Annotated in this window: 12 protein-coding genes; 5 read left to right on the forward strand and 7 right to left on the reverse strand. The window is 64.8% G+C overall.

What is annotated here, in order from left to right; all coding sequences use genetic code 11:
* Positions 1-48: 48 nt before the first annotated feature.
* Genes ACK1U9_RS19105 through ACK1U9_RS19115 form a run of 3 tightly spaced genes read left to right on the forward strand, consistent with a single transcriptional unit; the run spans position 49 to position 3278 of the window.
* The gene (locus ACK1U9_RS19105) at positions 49-522 is read left to right on the forward strand and encodes a MarR family winged helix-turn-helix transcriptional regulator (protein WP_046615393.1); all 474 of its coding nucleotides are present in this window, start codon (positions 49-51) and stop codon (positions 520-522) included.
* A gap of 30 nt (positions 523-552) precedes the next feature.
* Entirely contained in the window at positions 553-1746 is a 1194-nt protein-coding gene (locus ACK1U9_RS19110) for an HlyD family secretion protein (RefSeq protein WP_449110098.1), read from the forward strand.
* On the forward strand, positions 1743-3278 hold the full coding sequence (locus tag ACK1U9_RS19115; protein ID WP_025338877.1) for a DHA2 family efflux MFS transporter permease subunit: 1536 nt from the start codon (positions 1743-1745) through the stop codon (positions 3276-3278). Before ACK1U9_RS19110 ends, ACK1U9_RS19115 begins: the two co-directional genes overlap by 4 nt.
* 47 nt (positions 3279-3325) lie before the next feature.
* Here ACK1U9_RS19115 and ACK1U9_RS19120 read toward each other — a convergent pair whose 3' ends face one another.
* Together ACK1U9_RS19120 and rsxC are read right to left on the reverse strand one after the other, a co-directional pair.
* The gene (locus ACK1U9_RS19120) at positions 3326-4276 is read right to left on the reverse strand and encodes an RnfABCDGE type electron transport complex subunit D (protein ID WP_085602176.1); all 951 of its coding nucleotides are present in this window, start codon (positions 4274-4276) and stop codon (positions 3326-3328) included.
* A complete protein-coding gene (rsxC, locus tag ACK1U9_RS19125; protein WP_153670835.1) occupies positions 4273-5673 on the reverse strand; it encodes an electron transport complex subunit RsxC in 1401 nt (466 codons plus the stop codon). The genes ACK1U9_RS19120 and rsxC overlap by 4 nt, the downstream gene beginning before the upstream one ends.
* Before the next feature lie 251 nt (positions 5674-5924).
* Between rsxC and ACK1U9_RS19130 the strand changes: the two genes are divergently transcribed.
* Positions 5925-6941: an FAD:protein FMN transferase gene (locus ACK1U9_RS19130; protein WP_046615389.1), complete on the forward strand. Its 1017-nt coding sequence runs from the start codon at positions 5925-5927 to the stop codon at positions 6939-6941.
* A 73-nt stretch (positions 6942-7014) separates the two neighbouring features.
* Entirely contained in the window at positions 7015-7761 is a 747-nt protein-coding gene (locus tag ACK1U9_RS19135; protein WP_046615388.1) for an SDR family oxidoreductase, read from the forward strand.
* 9 nt (positions 7762-7770) lie between these two features.
* Here the strand turns inward: ACK1U9_RS19135 and ACK1U9_RS19140 are convergent, their stop codons facing one another.
* From ACK1U9_RS19140 to ACK1U9_RS19160, 5 genes are all read right to left on the reverse strand, one after another.
* Entirely contained in the window at positions 7771-9465 is a 1695-nt protein-coding gene (locus ACK1U9_RS19140) for a response regulator (protein ID WP_449110099.1), read from the reverse strand.
* A 63-nt stretch (positions 9466-9528) separates the two neighbouring features.
* Entirely contained in the window at positions 9529-11184 is a 1656-nt protein-coding gene (locus ACK1U9_RS19145) for a PAS domain-containing sensor histidine kinase (protein WP_046615386.1), read from the reverse strand.
* Between the two features lie 57 nt (positions 11185-11241).
* On the reverse strand, positions 11242-12651 hold the full coding sequence (mapR, locus tag ACK1U9_RS19150) for a GntR family transcriptional regulator MpaR (protein WP_046615385.1): 1410 nt from the start codon (positions 12649-12651) through the stop codon (positions 11242-11244).
* A 50-nt stretch (positions 12652-12701) separates the two neighbouring features.
* Positions 12702-14105, reverse strand: a complete 1404-nt coding sequence (gene ccoG, locus ACK1U9_RS19155; protein WP_085602170.1) for a cytochrome c oxidase accessory protein CcoG — start codon at positions 14103-14105, stop codon at positions 12702-12704.
* A 121-nt stretch (positions 14106-14226) separates the two neighbouring features.
* Complete coding sequence (locus tag ACK1U9_RS19160; RefSeq protein WP_449110100.1) at positions 14227-14466, reverse strand: DUF3203 family protein; 240 nt, start codon at positions 14464-14466, stop codon at positions 14227-14229.
* Between the last annotated feature and the right edge of the window lie 127 nt (positions 14467-14593).

A 14593-nucleotide genomic window follows, 5' to 3' on the forward strand; every position in this document is an offset into this window, starting at 1 on the left:
CACTGCCTAGGCAGTAATATTTTTACACAATTAATCGAGCAGTCTCCGATGGCGCATTTCTCCCCCGAAAACTTCCAGACCTGCGCCATCGGCATGCTGCTTGGCCGTGCGGCGATCCTCAAGGACCGCATTCTCGACTGGCACCTCGAATCGGAAGGCGTCACCGCCGCGCAGTTCAAGGTGCTGATCATCGTCACCCAGTACCAGGTGGACACCCCGGCCGAACTGTGCCGTTACCTGGGCCTGGACAGCGGGTCGATGACCCGCATGCTCGACCGCCTCGAGCAGAAGGAGCTGATCGTGCGCAACCGCTGCGCCGACGACCGCCGCCAGGTGCGTCTGGCCCTTACCGCCGATGGCCAGCGCCTGGCTGACCGCCTGCCGGAAATCGGCGCGGCGGCCATGAACGAGTTGTGCGGCGCGCTGGCAGCCGAAGAGCTCCAGACCCTGGAAGGCCTGCTGGCCAAGGTCCTGCTCGCTGCCGGCGACCCGTTGACGATCCGCCGCTTCGGCGATCGTTGATCCCTGTCACGAATTATCCAAGGTATTGTCATGGCCACTCCCGCAGACACCCCGACTCCCTCCGCCGCGCCCGAACCGTCGCGCAAGCGCAAGGCCTGGCTGCTTGGCCTGCTATTGCTGCTGATCCTTGCCGGCGCCGGTGCCTGGGCCTGGTACAGCCTGGTCGGGCGCTGGCACGAAAGCACCGACGATGCCTACGTCAACGGCAACGTGGTGGAGATCACCCCGCTGGTCACCGGCACCGTCACCAGCATCGGTGCCGATGACGGCGACCTGGTCCACGCCGGCCAGGTACTGCTGCAATTCGACCCGGCCGACAGCCAGGTGGCTTTGCAGTCTGCCGAAGCCAGGCTGGCGCGCAGCGTGCGCCAGGTGCGCGGGTTGTACAGCAACGTCGACGCGCTCAAGGCCCAGCTGGAAACCCGCCAGGCCGAGCTGCGCAAGGCCCGGCAGGACTTCAATCGGCGCAAGGTGCTGGCCGACAGCGGTGCGATTGCTGCCGAAGAGTTGTCCCATGCCCGCGATGACCTGAGCGTGGCCGAGGCCGCCGTCAACAGTGCGCGCCAGCAGCTCAGCACCAGCAGCGCGCTGGTCGACGACACCGTGGTGTCCTCGCACCCCGAGGTGATGGCCGCCGCCGCCGACCTGCGCCAGGCCTACCTCGACCACGCCCGCACCACCCTTGTGGCACCGGTCACCGGCTATGTTGCCAAGCGTACCGTGCAGCTGGGCCAGCGCCTGCAACCGGGCACCGCGACCATGGCAGTGATTCCGCTGGACCAGGTGTGGATCGACGCCAACTTCAAGGAAACCCAGCTGCGCGACATGCGTATCGGCCAGCCGGTGCAGATCAGCGCCGACCTGTACGGCAGCGAAGTCAGGTACAGCGGCACGGTCGACAGCCTAGGCGCCGGCACCGGCAGCGCCTTTGCCCTGTTGCCTGCGCAGAATGCCACCGGTAACTGGATCAAGATCGTCCAGCGCGTGCCGGTGCGCATCCACCTCAGCCCCGACCAGCTCAAGGACCACCCACTGCGTATCGGCCTGTCCACCGTGGTCGAGGTCGACCTGCACGACCAGAGCGGCCCGGCCTTGGCCCAGCAGCCACCACAGCAGGCCAGCTACACCACCCAGGTGTATGACCGCCAGCTGGTCGAAGCCGACAACCTGATTGCCCGGTTGATCCACGAAAACAGCGCAACCGGCAAGACGGCCCAGCGATGAGCAACAACGCTGCTGCCCAGTTCACGCCGCCGAGCCTGCTGCTGACCACCATCGGCCTGTCACTGGCGACGTTCATGCAGGTGCTCGACACCACCATCGCCAACGTGGCCTTGCCGACTATTTCCGGCAACCTGGGGGTGAGCTACGAGCAGGGCACCTGGGTCATCACCTCGTTCGCGGTGAGCAACGCCATCGCCTTGCCGCTGACCGGCTGGCTCAGCCGGCGGTTTGGCGAGGTGAAGCTGTTCATCTGGGCCACGCTGCTGTTCGTGCTGGCCTCGTTCCTGTGCGGTATTGCCCAGTCGATGCCGGAGCTGGTCGGTTTTCGCGTGCTGCAGGGCGTGGTGGCCGGGCCGTTGTACCCGATGACCCAGACCTTGCTGATCGCGGTCTACCCGCCGGCCAAGCGCGGCATGGCCCTGGCGCTGCTGGCGATGGTCACGGTGGTGGCGCCGATTGCCGGGCCGATTCTCGGGGGCTGGATCACCGACAGCTACAGCTGGCCGTGGATCTTCTTCATCAACGTGCCCATCGGCCTGTTCGCCGCCGCCGTGGTGCGCCAGCAGATGCGCACCCGGCCGGTGGTCACCAGCCGCCAGCCGATGGACTACATCGGCCTGCTGACGCTGGTCATCGGCGTTGGTGCGTTGCAGGTGGTGCTGGACAAAGGCAATGACCTGGACTGGTTCGAGTCGTCGTTCATCATTGTCGGCAGCCTGATCTCGCTGGTGTTCCTGGCGGTGTTCGTGATCTGGGAACTGACCGACCGTCACCCGGTGGTCAACCTGCGCCTGTTCGCGCACCGCAACTTCCGCGTCGGCACCATCGTGCTGGTGGGGGGCTATGCCGGGTTCTTCGGCATCAACCTGATCCTGCCGCAGTGGCTGCAGACGCAGATGGGCTACACCGCTACCTGGGCCGGCCTGGCGGTGGCGCCGATCGGCCTGTTGCCGGTGCTGATGTCGCCGTTCGTGGGCAAGTACGCGCACCGCTTCGACCTGCGTGTGCTGGCCGGGCTGGCGTTCCTGGCGATCGGCAGCAGCTGCTACATGCGTGCCGGGTTCACCAGCGAGGTGGACTTCCAGCATGTGGCGCTGGTGCAGCTGTTCATGGGCATTGGCGTGGCGCTGTTCTTCATGCCGACCTTGAGCATCCTGCTGTCCGACCTGCCACCGCAGCAGATTGCCGATGGCTCGGGCCTGGCAACTTTCCTGCGTACCTTGGGCGGCAGTTTCGCAGCGTCGCTGACCACCTGGATCTGGATTCGCCGGGCGGACCAGCACCATGCCTACCTGAGCGAGCACATCAGCCAGTTCGACCCGGCCACGCGGCATACCCTCGAGCAGCTGGGTGGGGCCAGCCCGCAGAGCTATGCGCAGCTGGAGCAGATACTCAACGGGCAGGCGTACATGATGTCGACGGTGGACTACTTCACCCTGATGACCTGGGTGTTTGCCGGGTTGATCCTGCTGGTGTGGTTTGCCAAACCGCCCTTTACAGCCAAGGCCGGGCCGGCGTCGGCAGGGCATTGAGCCGGGCCAGAACAAGGCCCGGGCTCTAGCCCTTGCCAAATGCCATGTCAGGCACTCGCTGCTGTGTACCAGGGCCGCTGCATGCGCAGCACCAACCGGTCTATTTGCGGCACCAGCAGGTTGCCGGCCAGCACGGCGAAGCAGAGGCCATCGGCATACAGCCCGAATTCGCGAATCAGCTCGGTCAGCGTGCCGACGGTGACGCCGAAGAGAATGCGACCGGCGCGGGTATCGGGGCTGGTTACCGGATCGGTGGCGATGAAGAAGGCGGTGAAGAGATAGCCGCCTAGGCTGAGGTTATACACGGCTTCCTGAAAGCTGTGGCCGGCAGCCATGCACAGCAATACCGTGCTCGCTATCATCGCCAGCGGAATCTCGACCCGGATCACCCGCAGCGAAGCCAGCAGCAAACCGCCGGCAATGTAGCCGAACCCCGACAGGTTGTGGGTGACATGGGTGAACTCGTTCTGCGCCAGCTGAGTGGCGCCAGCGAACGCATCGAGATCCAGGCGCGGCACCAACTGTAGCTGTTGCAGCAGAACTGCCTTGGCATCCAGGGCTGCGGTCCAGGGGGCATGGTTCGATGGCGCGGGGTACAACTGCTGGTAAAAGCAGATGGCAACGATCCCCAGGCCAACCATGGCAGGGTTGAGGCGGTTGCGACCAAGGCCTCCACTGGCGTGCTTGCACAGTGCGAGCGCGGCAAAGCTGGCCAGGGCGATCATCCATAACGGCACCATCAGCGGCAATGCCCGCGCCAGTATCAGGCCCAGCACCAGCCAGCTGAGGTCGCTCAAACCCTCGCGTACGGCATGCCCGCGCAGGCGCAGCAGGGCGGCTTCGAAGCCCAGGGCGAACAGTACGCACCAGAAGGCCTGCAACCAGACCACGACACCGAATTGCCAGGCATACAGGCCGGTGCCCGGCAGCAGGCACAGGACGACCAGCAGCATCACCGTGCGCAGCCGTTGCGGGGTGGGGTGGCGTACCAGGCTCATGCGCGGACCTCCGTCTTGCTCTGGCGGAAGCGTTCGCGCAGCGGGATATTGCTTGGGCAGATGCTGCTGCAGCTGCCGCATTCGATGCAGGCGTCCAGGCGCAGTTCCTGCAGGCTGGCCTTGTCCTGGCGTTCGGCGGCAGCATAGAGGTCCAGCGGCCTGAGCGACATCGGGCAGACATCCACGCAGCGCGTGCAGCGAATGCAACTGCTGGCGGGGCGAGCCGCTGGCAGGTAGCGCTCGGCGCCGAATATCAGGCAGCTGCTGGTCTTGCTGACGAAGGCGTTGGCGTCTGGTAGTGGCTGGCCCATCATCGGGCCGCCGACCTGGGTCAGCTGCCCAGTGGGGGAGGCGCCAGCAATCGCGCGCAGTTCACTGACCGGGTAACCCACCGGCACCCGCACATTGCCTGGGCGCTCGCAGTCACCGGTCAGCGTCAGCACGCGGCTGGTCAGTGGTTCGCCATGGAAGACGGCCCGGCCCAGTGCGTAGAGCGTTGCGACATTCAGCGCCAGCACGCCGATATCGGCAGGCCGGCTCCCCGGGGCCAGGTTGCGGCCACTGAGGCTCTTGATCATCAGTGGTTGCCCACCTGCCGGGTAACGCTCCGGAAGTGGACAAATCTCGACCCGGGTACGCGCCTGGCGAGCGGCGGCACGTAGCGTGGCCATCGCTTCCGGCTTGTTGGTTTCTATGCCGAAACGGGTTGCCGTTATCCCAAGCAGTGCGGCGACATAGTCGGCGGCCTCGATCAACGCTTCGGCATTCTCGCGCATGAGGCGGTCATCGCAGGTAAGGAACGGCTCGCACTCGGCACCGTTGATCAGCAGCAGGTCGGGCTGCCGGGCGCCGGCCAGCTTGAGGGCTGTCGGGAAACCCGCACCACCCAGGCCGACTATGCCCATCTGCAATGCACGCTCGACCAGCGCATCTGGCGTTTGCGGCAGGCCCGGTGCCGGGCGTTCGATGCACTCATCCAGGCCATCTGCGTTCAGGATGACGGCCATGACCGGCTCGGCCGAGTCGGCCGCGAAGACTTGGTCGATCCGTTCCACGGTGCCGGAGGTACTGGCATGCACCCAAGCGGTGGTGTTGTCGCCAATACCGATCACTTCGCCCTTGCGCACATGCTGCCCCGGCTGCACGCAAGGCTGGACAAACCGCCGACCCCGCCCGAGCGGGATCGCCAGCTGGATTTTTCCGAGTGCGACCGGGGCAACTGGCGTGGCGTTGGACAGTTCCTTGTATCCCCTGAGCTCGATCCCTCCGTGCCAACTACGCTGAGAAGACGAGGCGATTGCCAGCAGACGGCGCCAGAAAGGCTTCTGTTGCGGCTGACGCTGGGCGCGGATGCGGCTCTGCAGGCGTTCGACGCTCTGCAACGAATGGCTAGACATTGACTGTCCTCCAATTTTTGGGCAAAGGACGCCCCTATGCGCTTATGCACATGATGGTTTTGTAAATTCCGGGACGTTAAGCGGAAAGGGAGGGGGGATGATTGATCACCCGCGCAGATAAGAGTGCTCGAGGAGGATTTTGTTCGGTTTTTGACCAGGTTTGCTGATGAACGGTAGGCCAATTGCCATCTCGCAATTCTGGTGAAATAACCTGTGCCGCGAACGGGCGGCCAGAGTCGGCGAGGTGTCGAATGATGCGCGCGAGTCTGCTGGTCATGCTGGTGACGCTGCTGTGTGGCTGCGGCGAAAGGATCGAACGCTTTGGCGGGCCGACCATGGGCAGCACTTATTCGGTCCAGTACGTACCCACCGCGCAGGCGCCCGCCGCGCAGCAGGTAAAGAGTGAAGTCGAGATGATTCTCGAGGCGCTCGACAAGCAGTTTTCCAACTGGCGCGGCGACTCCGTGGTTTCCCGCTTCAACGCTCTGCCGGCCGGCGCCTGTCAGGCAGTGCCGGAAGAGATGCAGCACTTGCTGGCGTACGGTGTTTCTCTGTTCCGCGAAAGCGGCGGGGCCTTCGACCTGACGGTTTTGCCATTGATGAACCTCTGGGGCTTTGGCCCGCAGTCACGAGGCAGGCAAGTGCCAGATGCCAGCACGCTGGCGCGTGAGCAGGCACGGGTAGGCCTGCAGCATTTGCACCTGCATGGAGAAAAGCTGTGCAAGGATGTGGCGGCGCAGTTGGATTTCGACAGCATGCTCGCCGGTTATGCAGTGGACCGGGTAGGTGACAGGCTTGCGGCGTTGGGTATCCAGGCCTATCTGGTCGAGATCACCGGCGAACTCAAGGGGGTCGGCCGCAAGCCGGATGGCGCGCCCTGGCGTATTGCCCTCGAAGTACCAAGTGGCGAGGGCGAGCAGCAAGTGGAGCGCGCCATCGCCCTGGATGGCTACGGTGTTGCCACCGCCGGCGATTACCGCAACTATTTCGAGGAAGGTGGCCAGCGCTATTCGCATACCTTCGATCCACGTGTCGGCAAGCCGGTCAAGCACGCGCTGGCGGCAGTGTCGGTGGTCGACCCTTCCGTGCTGCGTGCCGATGCCCTGGATACGCTGTTGATGGTGCTCGGCCCGGAGGAAGGCTATGCCTTCGCCGAGCGGCATGAAATAGCTGCCTATTTCATCATGCACCAGGGGCTGGGTTTCGTTGCGCGGGCGACGCCGCGATTCGAGACGTTGTTTCCCCGGCAGGGCAAGCCCAGGCAGTAAAAGGAAAGGTCATTCCCACGCGCAGCCTTTTCCCCTATTGTCGAAGCTCCCTTTCCAAACGATTGGCAGATCCATGGAGAAAGTCCTCGTCATCACCGGTGCCAGCCGCGGCATCGGCGCCGCCACGGCACTGCTGGCCGCCCGCCAGGGCTATCGCATCTGCATCAACTATCACACCGACGATCAAGCCGCCGATGACATCCTTGAACAGGTCCGCGCCTTGGGCGCCGAGGCTATCGCCGTACGCGCCGACGCCAGTGTCGAGGATGAGGTCATCCGGCTGTTCCAGCGCGTGGACGAAGAACTCGGCCCGGTCACCGCACTGGTAAACAACGCAGGTACCATCGGCCAGCAAAGCCGGGTCGAGGACATGTCCGAATTCCGTCTGCTCAAGGTCATGAAGACCAATGTCGTCGGCCCCATGCTCTGTACCAAGCACGCACTGCTGCGCATGGCGCGCCGGCACGGCGGGCAGGGCGGGGCCATCGTCAACGTGTCGTCGGTGGCCGCACGCCTGGGCTCGCCCAACGAATACGTGGACTATGCCGCTTCCAAGGGCGCCCTCGACACCTTCACCATTGGCCTGGCAAAGGAAGTGGCAGGCGAGGGTGTGCGGGTCAATGGTGTGCGGCCAGGCTACATCCATACCGGGTTCCACGCGCTGTCGGGCGACCCCGACCGGGTAAGCAAGCTGGAGCCCGGCTTGCCCATGGGCCGCGGCGGGCGCCCCGAGGAAGTGGCCGAGGCCATCCTCTGGCTGCTCTCGGACAAAGCCTCGTACTCCACCGGCAGCTTCATCGACCTGGGCGGCGGGCGCTGAGCGCGCCGCTCAATCCTCCAGCAGCGCGCGTATTCGGTCGGCCAGCACTGCCAGCTCGAACGGCTTGGTCAGTACCTGAGTACCTTGCAGCAACTGGCCGTCACTGAGCGCCGCACTTTCGTCGTAGCCGGTGATGAACAGCACCCTGAGGCCGGGGTGGCGCTCGCGGCAACGTTCAGCCAACTGGCGGCCATTCAGGCCGCCGGGCAGGCCGATATCGCTCAACAGCAGGTCTGGCCGCTCGCCATCTTGCAGGTAAGCGAGGGCGGCCGGGCCGTTCTCGAATGCATCGACCCGATAACCCAGTTCTTCCAGCACCTCGCAGACGACCACGCGCAAGGCGGCGTGGTCTTCGACCAGCAGGATACGCTGCGTGGCGCTGCTGCTTTTTTCCAGCAATGTGCGCGCTGGCCTGGTGGCGGGGGCTGCGGGGGGCTGGTGGTGGCGGGGAAGCAGCAGTTCGATGCGGGTGCCTTCGCCAAGTGTCGACAACACCCGTAGCTGCCCGCCCGACTGGCGTACGAAACCGTAGGCCATCGACAAGCCCAGGCCGGTGCCCTGGCCCATCGGCTTGGTGGTAAAGAACGGGTCGACGGCGCGTTCGGCCACCTCCGCCGACATGCCGTTGCCGTTGTCGCTGATGCACAGCCGTACGTATTCGCCAGCTGGCAGTTCCAGTGCACGGGCTTGCTGGTCGTCGAGCTGCAGGTTGTCACCGAGGATATCGATCACGCCGCCGGCGGGCATGGCATCGCGGGCATTGATGCACACGTTGAGCAGGGCGCTTTCCAGTTGCGGCGGGTCGATGAAGGTCGGCCACAGCTGGCAGGGGAAATGGCTGGTCAGGGTGATGGAGGGGCCGATGGTGCGGCGCAGCAGCTCTTCCATGCCGCCCACCAGCGTGGCCACCTGCGTGGAGCAGGGCTGCAGGGTCTGCTGACGGGAAAATGCCAGCAGCCGGTGTACCAGCGAAGAGGCCCGCTGCGCCGAGTCGCTGGACAGCTTCAGCAACGGCTCCAGGGCGTCGAAACGGGATTGCTCCAGGCGTTGGCGCATCAGCTCCTGGGCACTGAGGATGCCGCCCAGCAGGTTGTTGAAGTCGTGGGCCATGCCGCCACTGAGCTGGCCGATCGCTTCCATCTTCTGTGCCTGGCGCAGGGCCGCCTCTGCCTTGGCCTGTTCTGCCAGTGCCGTGTTGACTCGTTGTTCCAGCTCCTCGTTCAGGCGCCGCAGGGCCTCCTCTGCCCGTCGGCGTGCGGTGACGTCCTTGAACAGTACCGCCACCTGGCGCTTTTCGGCAGGCTCTACGCGGAAGGTGGTCACCGACAACACATGGCCGGTGGCGACCAGCTCCTGCTCGAAATGCAGCGGCTCGCCCGTGCGCAGCACCGCGCCATAACGAGCGACCCAATCGTCGGCCTCATCGGGCACCATCTCGCGCAGTTTCTGCCCGACCACGTTGGGGATGCCGGCGTGCTTGGCATAGGCCGCATTGGCCAGCACATGCACATAGTCGCTCAGTGGGCCGTGCGGGCCGTCGAAGAACTCGATGATGCAGAAGCCTTCGTCCATGGTGTCGAACAGCGAGCGGTAGAAGTCCTGGTCGTGTTGCTGATGGCTTGCCAGGCGGGCTTCCAGCAGCGCGTTCTGTTGCTGCAGGGCTTCGACTTGTTGGCGCAGTGAAAGCAGGTCGCAGGAGGGCATGCCGACGTCCGACAGTGGATGAAGCCCAGACTTTAGCGTGTTCGGCAACAGGCGAATAGCCAGTCAACGCGGGTGTGGCGCAATGCCCAGCAGCCGCTCGATCCGTTCGCCAAGGGTGCTCAGGTCGAAGGGTTTGTGCAGCAGTTCGGTGCGCCTGTCGGGCCAGGCAAAGTGCATCGTATCGGCAGCGTCGTAGCCGGTAATCAGCAATACCGGGGCATGCTCCACAAGGTTTTGGTAGGCCTCTGCGAGCTGATAACCGTCAACCCGCCCAGGCAGGCCGACATCGGTAATCAGCAAGTCCGGTGGCGGCCCTTCCTTCAACGATTCAAGCGCCGGGTGGCCGCCCTCGAAAGCCTGCACCTGGTGGCCCAGCTCCGTCAGCACTTCGACCAGCACCAGGCGCAAGGCCGGTTGGTCTTCCACCAGCATGATCCGGCACCCGCGCGCCTGCAGGGGCGTGGTGGCGGATGTTGCTGGCTCGTCGTGGCAGGTTGCGGGAGCGCTCCGGTCCCGGGGCAGGTACAGGTGAACGCAAGTGCCTTGCCCGATGACGCTGTCGATCAGCAGCTGGCCCCCGGACTGGCGAACAAAGCCATAGACCATGGACAATCCCAGGCCAGTGCCCTGGCCCAGTGGCTTGGTGGTGAAGAAGGGTTCGAGGGCGCGTTGCAGCATCTCACTGGACATGCCCACGCCAGTGTCCTCGACTCGAATGTGCAGGTAGTGGCCTGGCGGCAGGTCCAGGCGCTTGGCGTCGGCCGCTTCGAGATCGGCGTTTACGCAGCCGATCCGCAAGGTGCCGCCCAGCGGCATGGCGTCACGGGCGTTGATGCACAGGTTGAGCAGGGCGTTCTCCAGCTGTTGCGGGTCGATGCGGATCGACCATTGTGCAGCCAGCGTGCGGTCCTGGAAGTCGATGTGACGGCCGGTCGAGCTGCGGATCAGGTCATGCATGTCGGCAACCAGTCGCTGCACGTCCACCGCCTGTGGCATCAGCGTCTGCTGGCGCGAAAAGGCCAGTAACCGCTGCACCAGGGCTGAGGCGCGCAGTGCGTTGCTACGGCCGAGCCCAAGCATGCGGGCGGTTTCGGCAAGGCGTTGTTGGCTCAGGCGTTGCTCTGCCAGCTCCAGTGCGCCAAGCAGGCTGCCCAGCAAGTTGTTGAAGTCGTGGGCGATGCCACCGGTCAACTGGCCGACCGCCTCCATTTTCTGCGACTGGCGCAGGGCTTCTTCGGCCTGGCGCAGGCGCTCCTGCTCGGCCGTGCGCTCGGTGATGTCATAGGCAAACAGATACCCGCCCTGGACTTGCTGTTGCGCATCGTGCAACGGGTGGTAGCGAATCTCGTAGTGGCGGGGGGCGTCGGGCGGGCCGAGGGTGATGGTGTCGATGAAGGCTTCGCCGGCCAGCACGCGTGGCCACACCGGTGCCAGGCGGCCCATGATGTCAGGCTGGTTGATCAGGAACTGTGGCACGTAATCGCCGATCTGCGGCACGAAGCCACGGTAACGCTCGAAGGTTTCCCGGGCCGTGCGGTTGATCGCTATCAGGCGCATGCTGCGGTCGGCAGCAAACACGTTGGCCAGGCTGTTGTCGAGCAGCTCGCCCAGCAGCTGGATATGGGCCTGTACCGTGTCGTCGCGCTTGGCCAGGCGCGCTTCCAGTTCTGCGACACGCGCTTGCAGCTGTGCCAATGACGGGAGCGAATCTGCTTGCATGGCGAGGGCCCGGTGAGCGTATCGGGCAACTATAGTCGCCCACCGGGGCACCAGCCATCAGAACGAGCGGATGATCCGCCCCAGGGTTTCCATGGCCCGTTCGGCATCCTCGTGCCAGGGGCTGCCGTAGTTCAGGCGGATGCAGTTGCCGAAGCGCCGGGTGGGCGAGAAGATCGGCCCGGGGGCGATGCTGATGCCTTGGGCCAGGGCCATGTGGAACAACTTGAGGGCGTCCATCTGTTCGGGCAGCTCCAGCCACAGGAAGTAGCCGCCGGACGGTTGGCTGACCCGCGTCTGCGCCGGGAAATGCCGGGCAATGGCCGCCAGCATGTTGGCCTGCTGGCCTTCCAGGGCATAGCGCAGTTTGCGCAGGTGGCGGTCGTAGCCACCGTGCTGCAGGTAGTCGGCGATGGCCGCCTGGGCCGGCATCGAGGCACACAGCGAGGTCATCAGCTTGAGCCGTTCGATCTTCTGCGCAAAGCGCCCGGCTGCCACCCAGCCGATGCGGTAGCCGGGTGCCAGGCTCTTGGCGAACGAGCCGCAGTGCATCACCAGCCCCTGGGTGTCGAAGGCCTTGGCCGGTTTGGGGGCCTGTTGCGCGTAGTACAGTTCGGCGTACACGTCGTCTTCGATCAATGGCACCTGATGACGCGTCAGCAGCTCCACCAGTGCCTGCTTTTTCGCCTCCGGCATGCTGGCGCCCACCGGGTTCTGGAAGTTGGTCATGCACCACACGGCCTTGACCGGGTGCTTCTCCAGCGTTTGCGCCAGCACACCCAGGTCCATGCCTTCACGCGGGTGCACAGGGATTTCCACGGCCTTGAGCTTGAGCCGCTCCAGTACCTGCAGGCAGGCATAGAAGGCGGGGGCTTCGATGGCCACCAGGTCGCCGGGCTGGGTGACGGCCTGCAGGCACAGGTTCAAGGCTTCCAGCGCGCCGTTGGTGATCAGCAGCTCCTCCATCGGCAGCATCAGCCCGCCGACCATGTAGCGCAGGGCAATCTGCCTGCGCAGCTGCGGGTTGCCGGGTGACAGGTCGGTCACCACCATGCGCGGGTCCATGCTGCGGCTGGCGCTGGCCAGCGAGCGCGCCAGGCGTTGCAGCGGAAACAGCTCGGGGCTGGGGAAGGCCGAGCCGAACGGCACGGTGTTTGGGTCCTTGATCGAGTCGAGGATCGAGAACACCAGCGCGCTGACGTCGACGTCGGTGGATTCGCTGACCGGCTGCAAGGCCTGCGGCTCGCTGAACTGGCGCGGGGCGTGGGCGTTGACGAAATAGCCCGAGCGCGGCCGGGCACGGATCAACCCGCGCCGCTCCAGCAGGTAGTAGGCCTGGAACACCGTGGACGGGCTGACCCCGTGGGTCTGGCTGGCATAGCGCACCGAGGGTACGCGCTGGCCGGGGCCCAGCACCCCAGAGCGGATCAGTTCGGCGATGTCGTCGGCAAAGCGTTCGTAGCGTTTCATTCTGGCCTTCTGTCGAAGCCTGGCAGGCAAGGTGGAATCAGTGTAAGGGATCAACGGTTCATCGGTGCGACGAAGCGGCTGTGGGCCACGCTGCGGATGCTGGGGTCGTCGCGCTCGCTGATTTCAAAGCTCAGCGTCTGCGAGCTGCTGGCCGGGCGCTCGGCGAGCATTGCCACCGACACCGGCAGTTCACTCATTTCACCGGCCGGGATCATGAATGAAGTCTTGCCTTGCAGGCTGAAGCCGTCGGCGTCCAGCAGGCGCAGCTCGTAGTGCCGGGTGCTTTCGGTCTTGTTGATGACCTTGAGCAGGTAGATGTTCTCGATCTGGCCCTGGGCATTCTCGCGGAACAGGCCGCGGTCCTTGATCACGTCCAGCGACACCATCGGGCGCAGCTGCAAGGCCACCACCAGCGCCGCGATCATCACCCCCAGCGCGGCAGCGTAGCCCAGCAGGCGCGGGCGCAGCCAATGGGTGGTGCCACCTTGCAGGCTGCGTTCGGACTTGTAGCCGATCAGGCCACGGGCGTAGCCCATCTTGTCCATTACCCCGTCACAGGCATCGATGCATGCCGCGCAACCGATGCACGCCATTTGCAGGCCATCGCGGATATCGATGCCGGTGGGGCATACCTGCACGCACAAGGTGCAGTCGATGCAGTCGCCCAGGCCCTGGGCGCGGAGGTCACTGCCTTTCTTGCGCGGGCCACGGGCTTCGCCGCGACGCGGGTCATAGGCGACCGCCAGGGTGTCCTTGTCGAACATCACGCTCTGGAAGCGCGCATAGGGGCACATGTGCAGGCACACCGCTTCGCGCAGCAGGCCGGCATTGACGTAGGTGGCGGCGGTGAAGAACAGCACCCAGAACAGCGCCACGCCGCCCAGTTGCAAGGTGAACAGTTCTGCCGCCAGGGGGCGGATCGGGGTGAAGTAGCCGACGAAGGTCAGCCCGGTGAGCACGCCAATGCCCAACCACAGGCTGTGCTTCAGCGTGCGACGAGCCAGTTTGTTCAGGCTCCAGGGCGCGGCGGCCAGCTTGATGCGCTGGTTGCGGTCGCCCTCGGTGACCTTTTCGCACCACATGAACAGCCAGGTCCAGGTGCTTTGCGGGCAACTGTAGCCGCACCACACGCGGCCGGCATACACGGTGATGGCGAACAGGCCGAAGGCGCAGATGATCAGCAGCGCCGACAGCAGGATGAAGTCCTGCGGCCAGAAGGTGGCGCCGAAGATGTGGAACTTGCTGTTGCCAAGGTCCCACAGCACGGCCTGGCGGCCGTTCCAGTTCAGCCAGGCGGTGCCGAAGAACAGTACGAACAGGGCGCCGGCGAAGCCGATGCGCAGGTTGCGGTACAGCCCGGTGAAGCTGCGGGTATGGATACCATTGTCGGCGCGTCGCGGCAGGGGGCTGGCTGGGGCGGTGGCGATCTCTGTGAAAGGGATTCTATCGTTCATGGCTCGGTGCTCATCAGGCCTCGATCAGGCATGAGCACTATGGCCCTGAGGCTGTTATCAGCACAGGCTCAGATTTTGCGATAAAAACCGTATCAGATTTCCGGGCGGGCCCCGCCAGGCCTCAGATTACCGAGCCTGGAGTGCTGGCCTTCAGATGCCTGCGGCTATCCACCGCACCCGCCACGGTCAGTGCATCGGCCTCGGCTTCAGTGATGGGCACACGCTGGTCGGCGAGCAAGGCCACGGACATGCGCAGCTGTTCGTCGGTGACGATTTCGATGGACGGGCCATCACCCTCGATGCGCAGGTCTTCGCTGATGAGGGTGCAGCGGCGGGTGGTTTCATCGATTTCAACGGGCATGGGGTGGTCCTCCTGGGGGTGGTTACAGGGTGGACCACAGGGGGACGGCGGTTTCTGCATCAGGAAGCTGAGCGGCACTTTGCGCTGTGTTCATAGGTCAGTCTTTGTAGATGGCAGGCCCGGCCAC

The sequence above is a fragment of the Pseudomonas sp. XP1 genome, assembly GCF_053557675.1.

Bases quoted from the DNA above. Each gene is read 5' to 3' on its own strand.
- ACK1U9_RS19120 (WP_085602176.1), bottom strand. From the start codon at position 4,276: ATGAGCCTGGTACGCCACCCCACCCCGCAACGGCTGCGCACGGTGATG.
- ACK1U9_RS19145 (WP_046615386.1), bottom strand. From the start codon at position 11,184: ATGCAAGCAGATTCGCTCCCGTCATTGGCACAGCTGCAAGCGCGTGTC.
- rsxC (WP_153670835.1), bottom strand. From the start codon at position 5,673: ATGTCTAGCCATTCGTTGCAGAGCGTCGAACGCCTGCAGAGCCGCATC.
- ACK1U9_RS19135 (WP_046615388.1), top strand. From the start codon at position 7,015: ATGGAGAAAGTCCTCGTCATCACCGGTGCCAGCCGCGGCATCGGCGCC.
- ACK1U9_RS19160 (WP_449110100.1), bottom strand. From the start codon at position 14,466: ATGCCCGTTGAAATCGATGAAACCACCCGCCGCTGCACCCTCATCAGC.
- ACK1U9_RS19110 (WP_449110098.1), top strand. From the start codon at position 553: ATGGCCACTCCCGCAGACACCCCGACTCCCTCCGCCGCGCCCGAACCG.
- ACK1U9_RS19105 (WP_046615393.1), top strand. From the start codon at position 49: ATGGCGCATTTCTCCCCCGAAAACTTCCAGACCTGCGCCATCGGCATG.
- ACK1U9_RS19140 (WP_449110099.1), bottom strand. From the start codon at position 9,465: ATGCCCTCCTGCGACCTGCTTTCACTGCGCCAACAAGTCGAAGCCCTG.
- ACK1U9_RS19130 (WP_046615389.1), top strand. From the start codon at position 5,925: ATGATGCGCGCGAGTCTGCTGGTCATGCTGGTGACGCTGCTGTGTGGC.
- ccoG (WP_085602170.1), bottom strand. From the start codon at position 14,105: ATGAACGATAGAATCCCTTTCACAGAGATCGCCACCGCCCCAGCCAGC.
- mapR (WP_046615385.1), bottom strand. From the start codon at position 12,651: ATGAAACGCTACGAACGCTTTGCCGACGACATCGCCGAACTGATCCGC.
- ACK1U9_RS19115 (WP_025338877.1), top strand. From the start codon at position 1,743: ATGAGCAACAACGCTGCTGCCCAGTTCACGCCGCCGAGCCTGCTGCTG.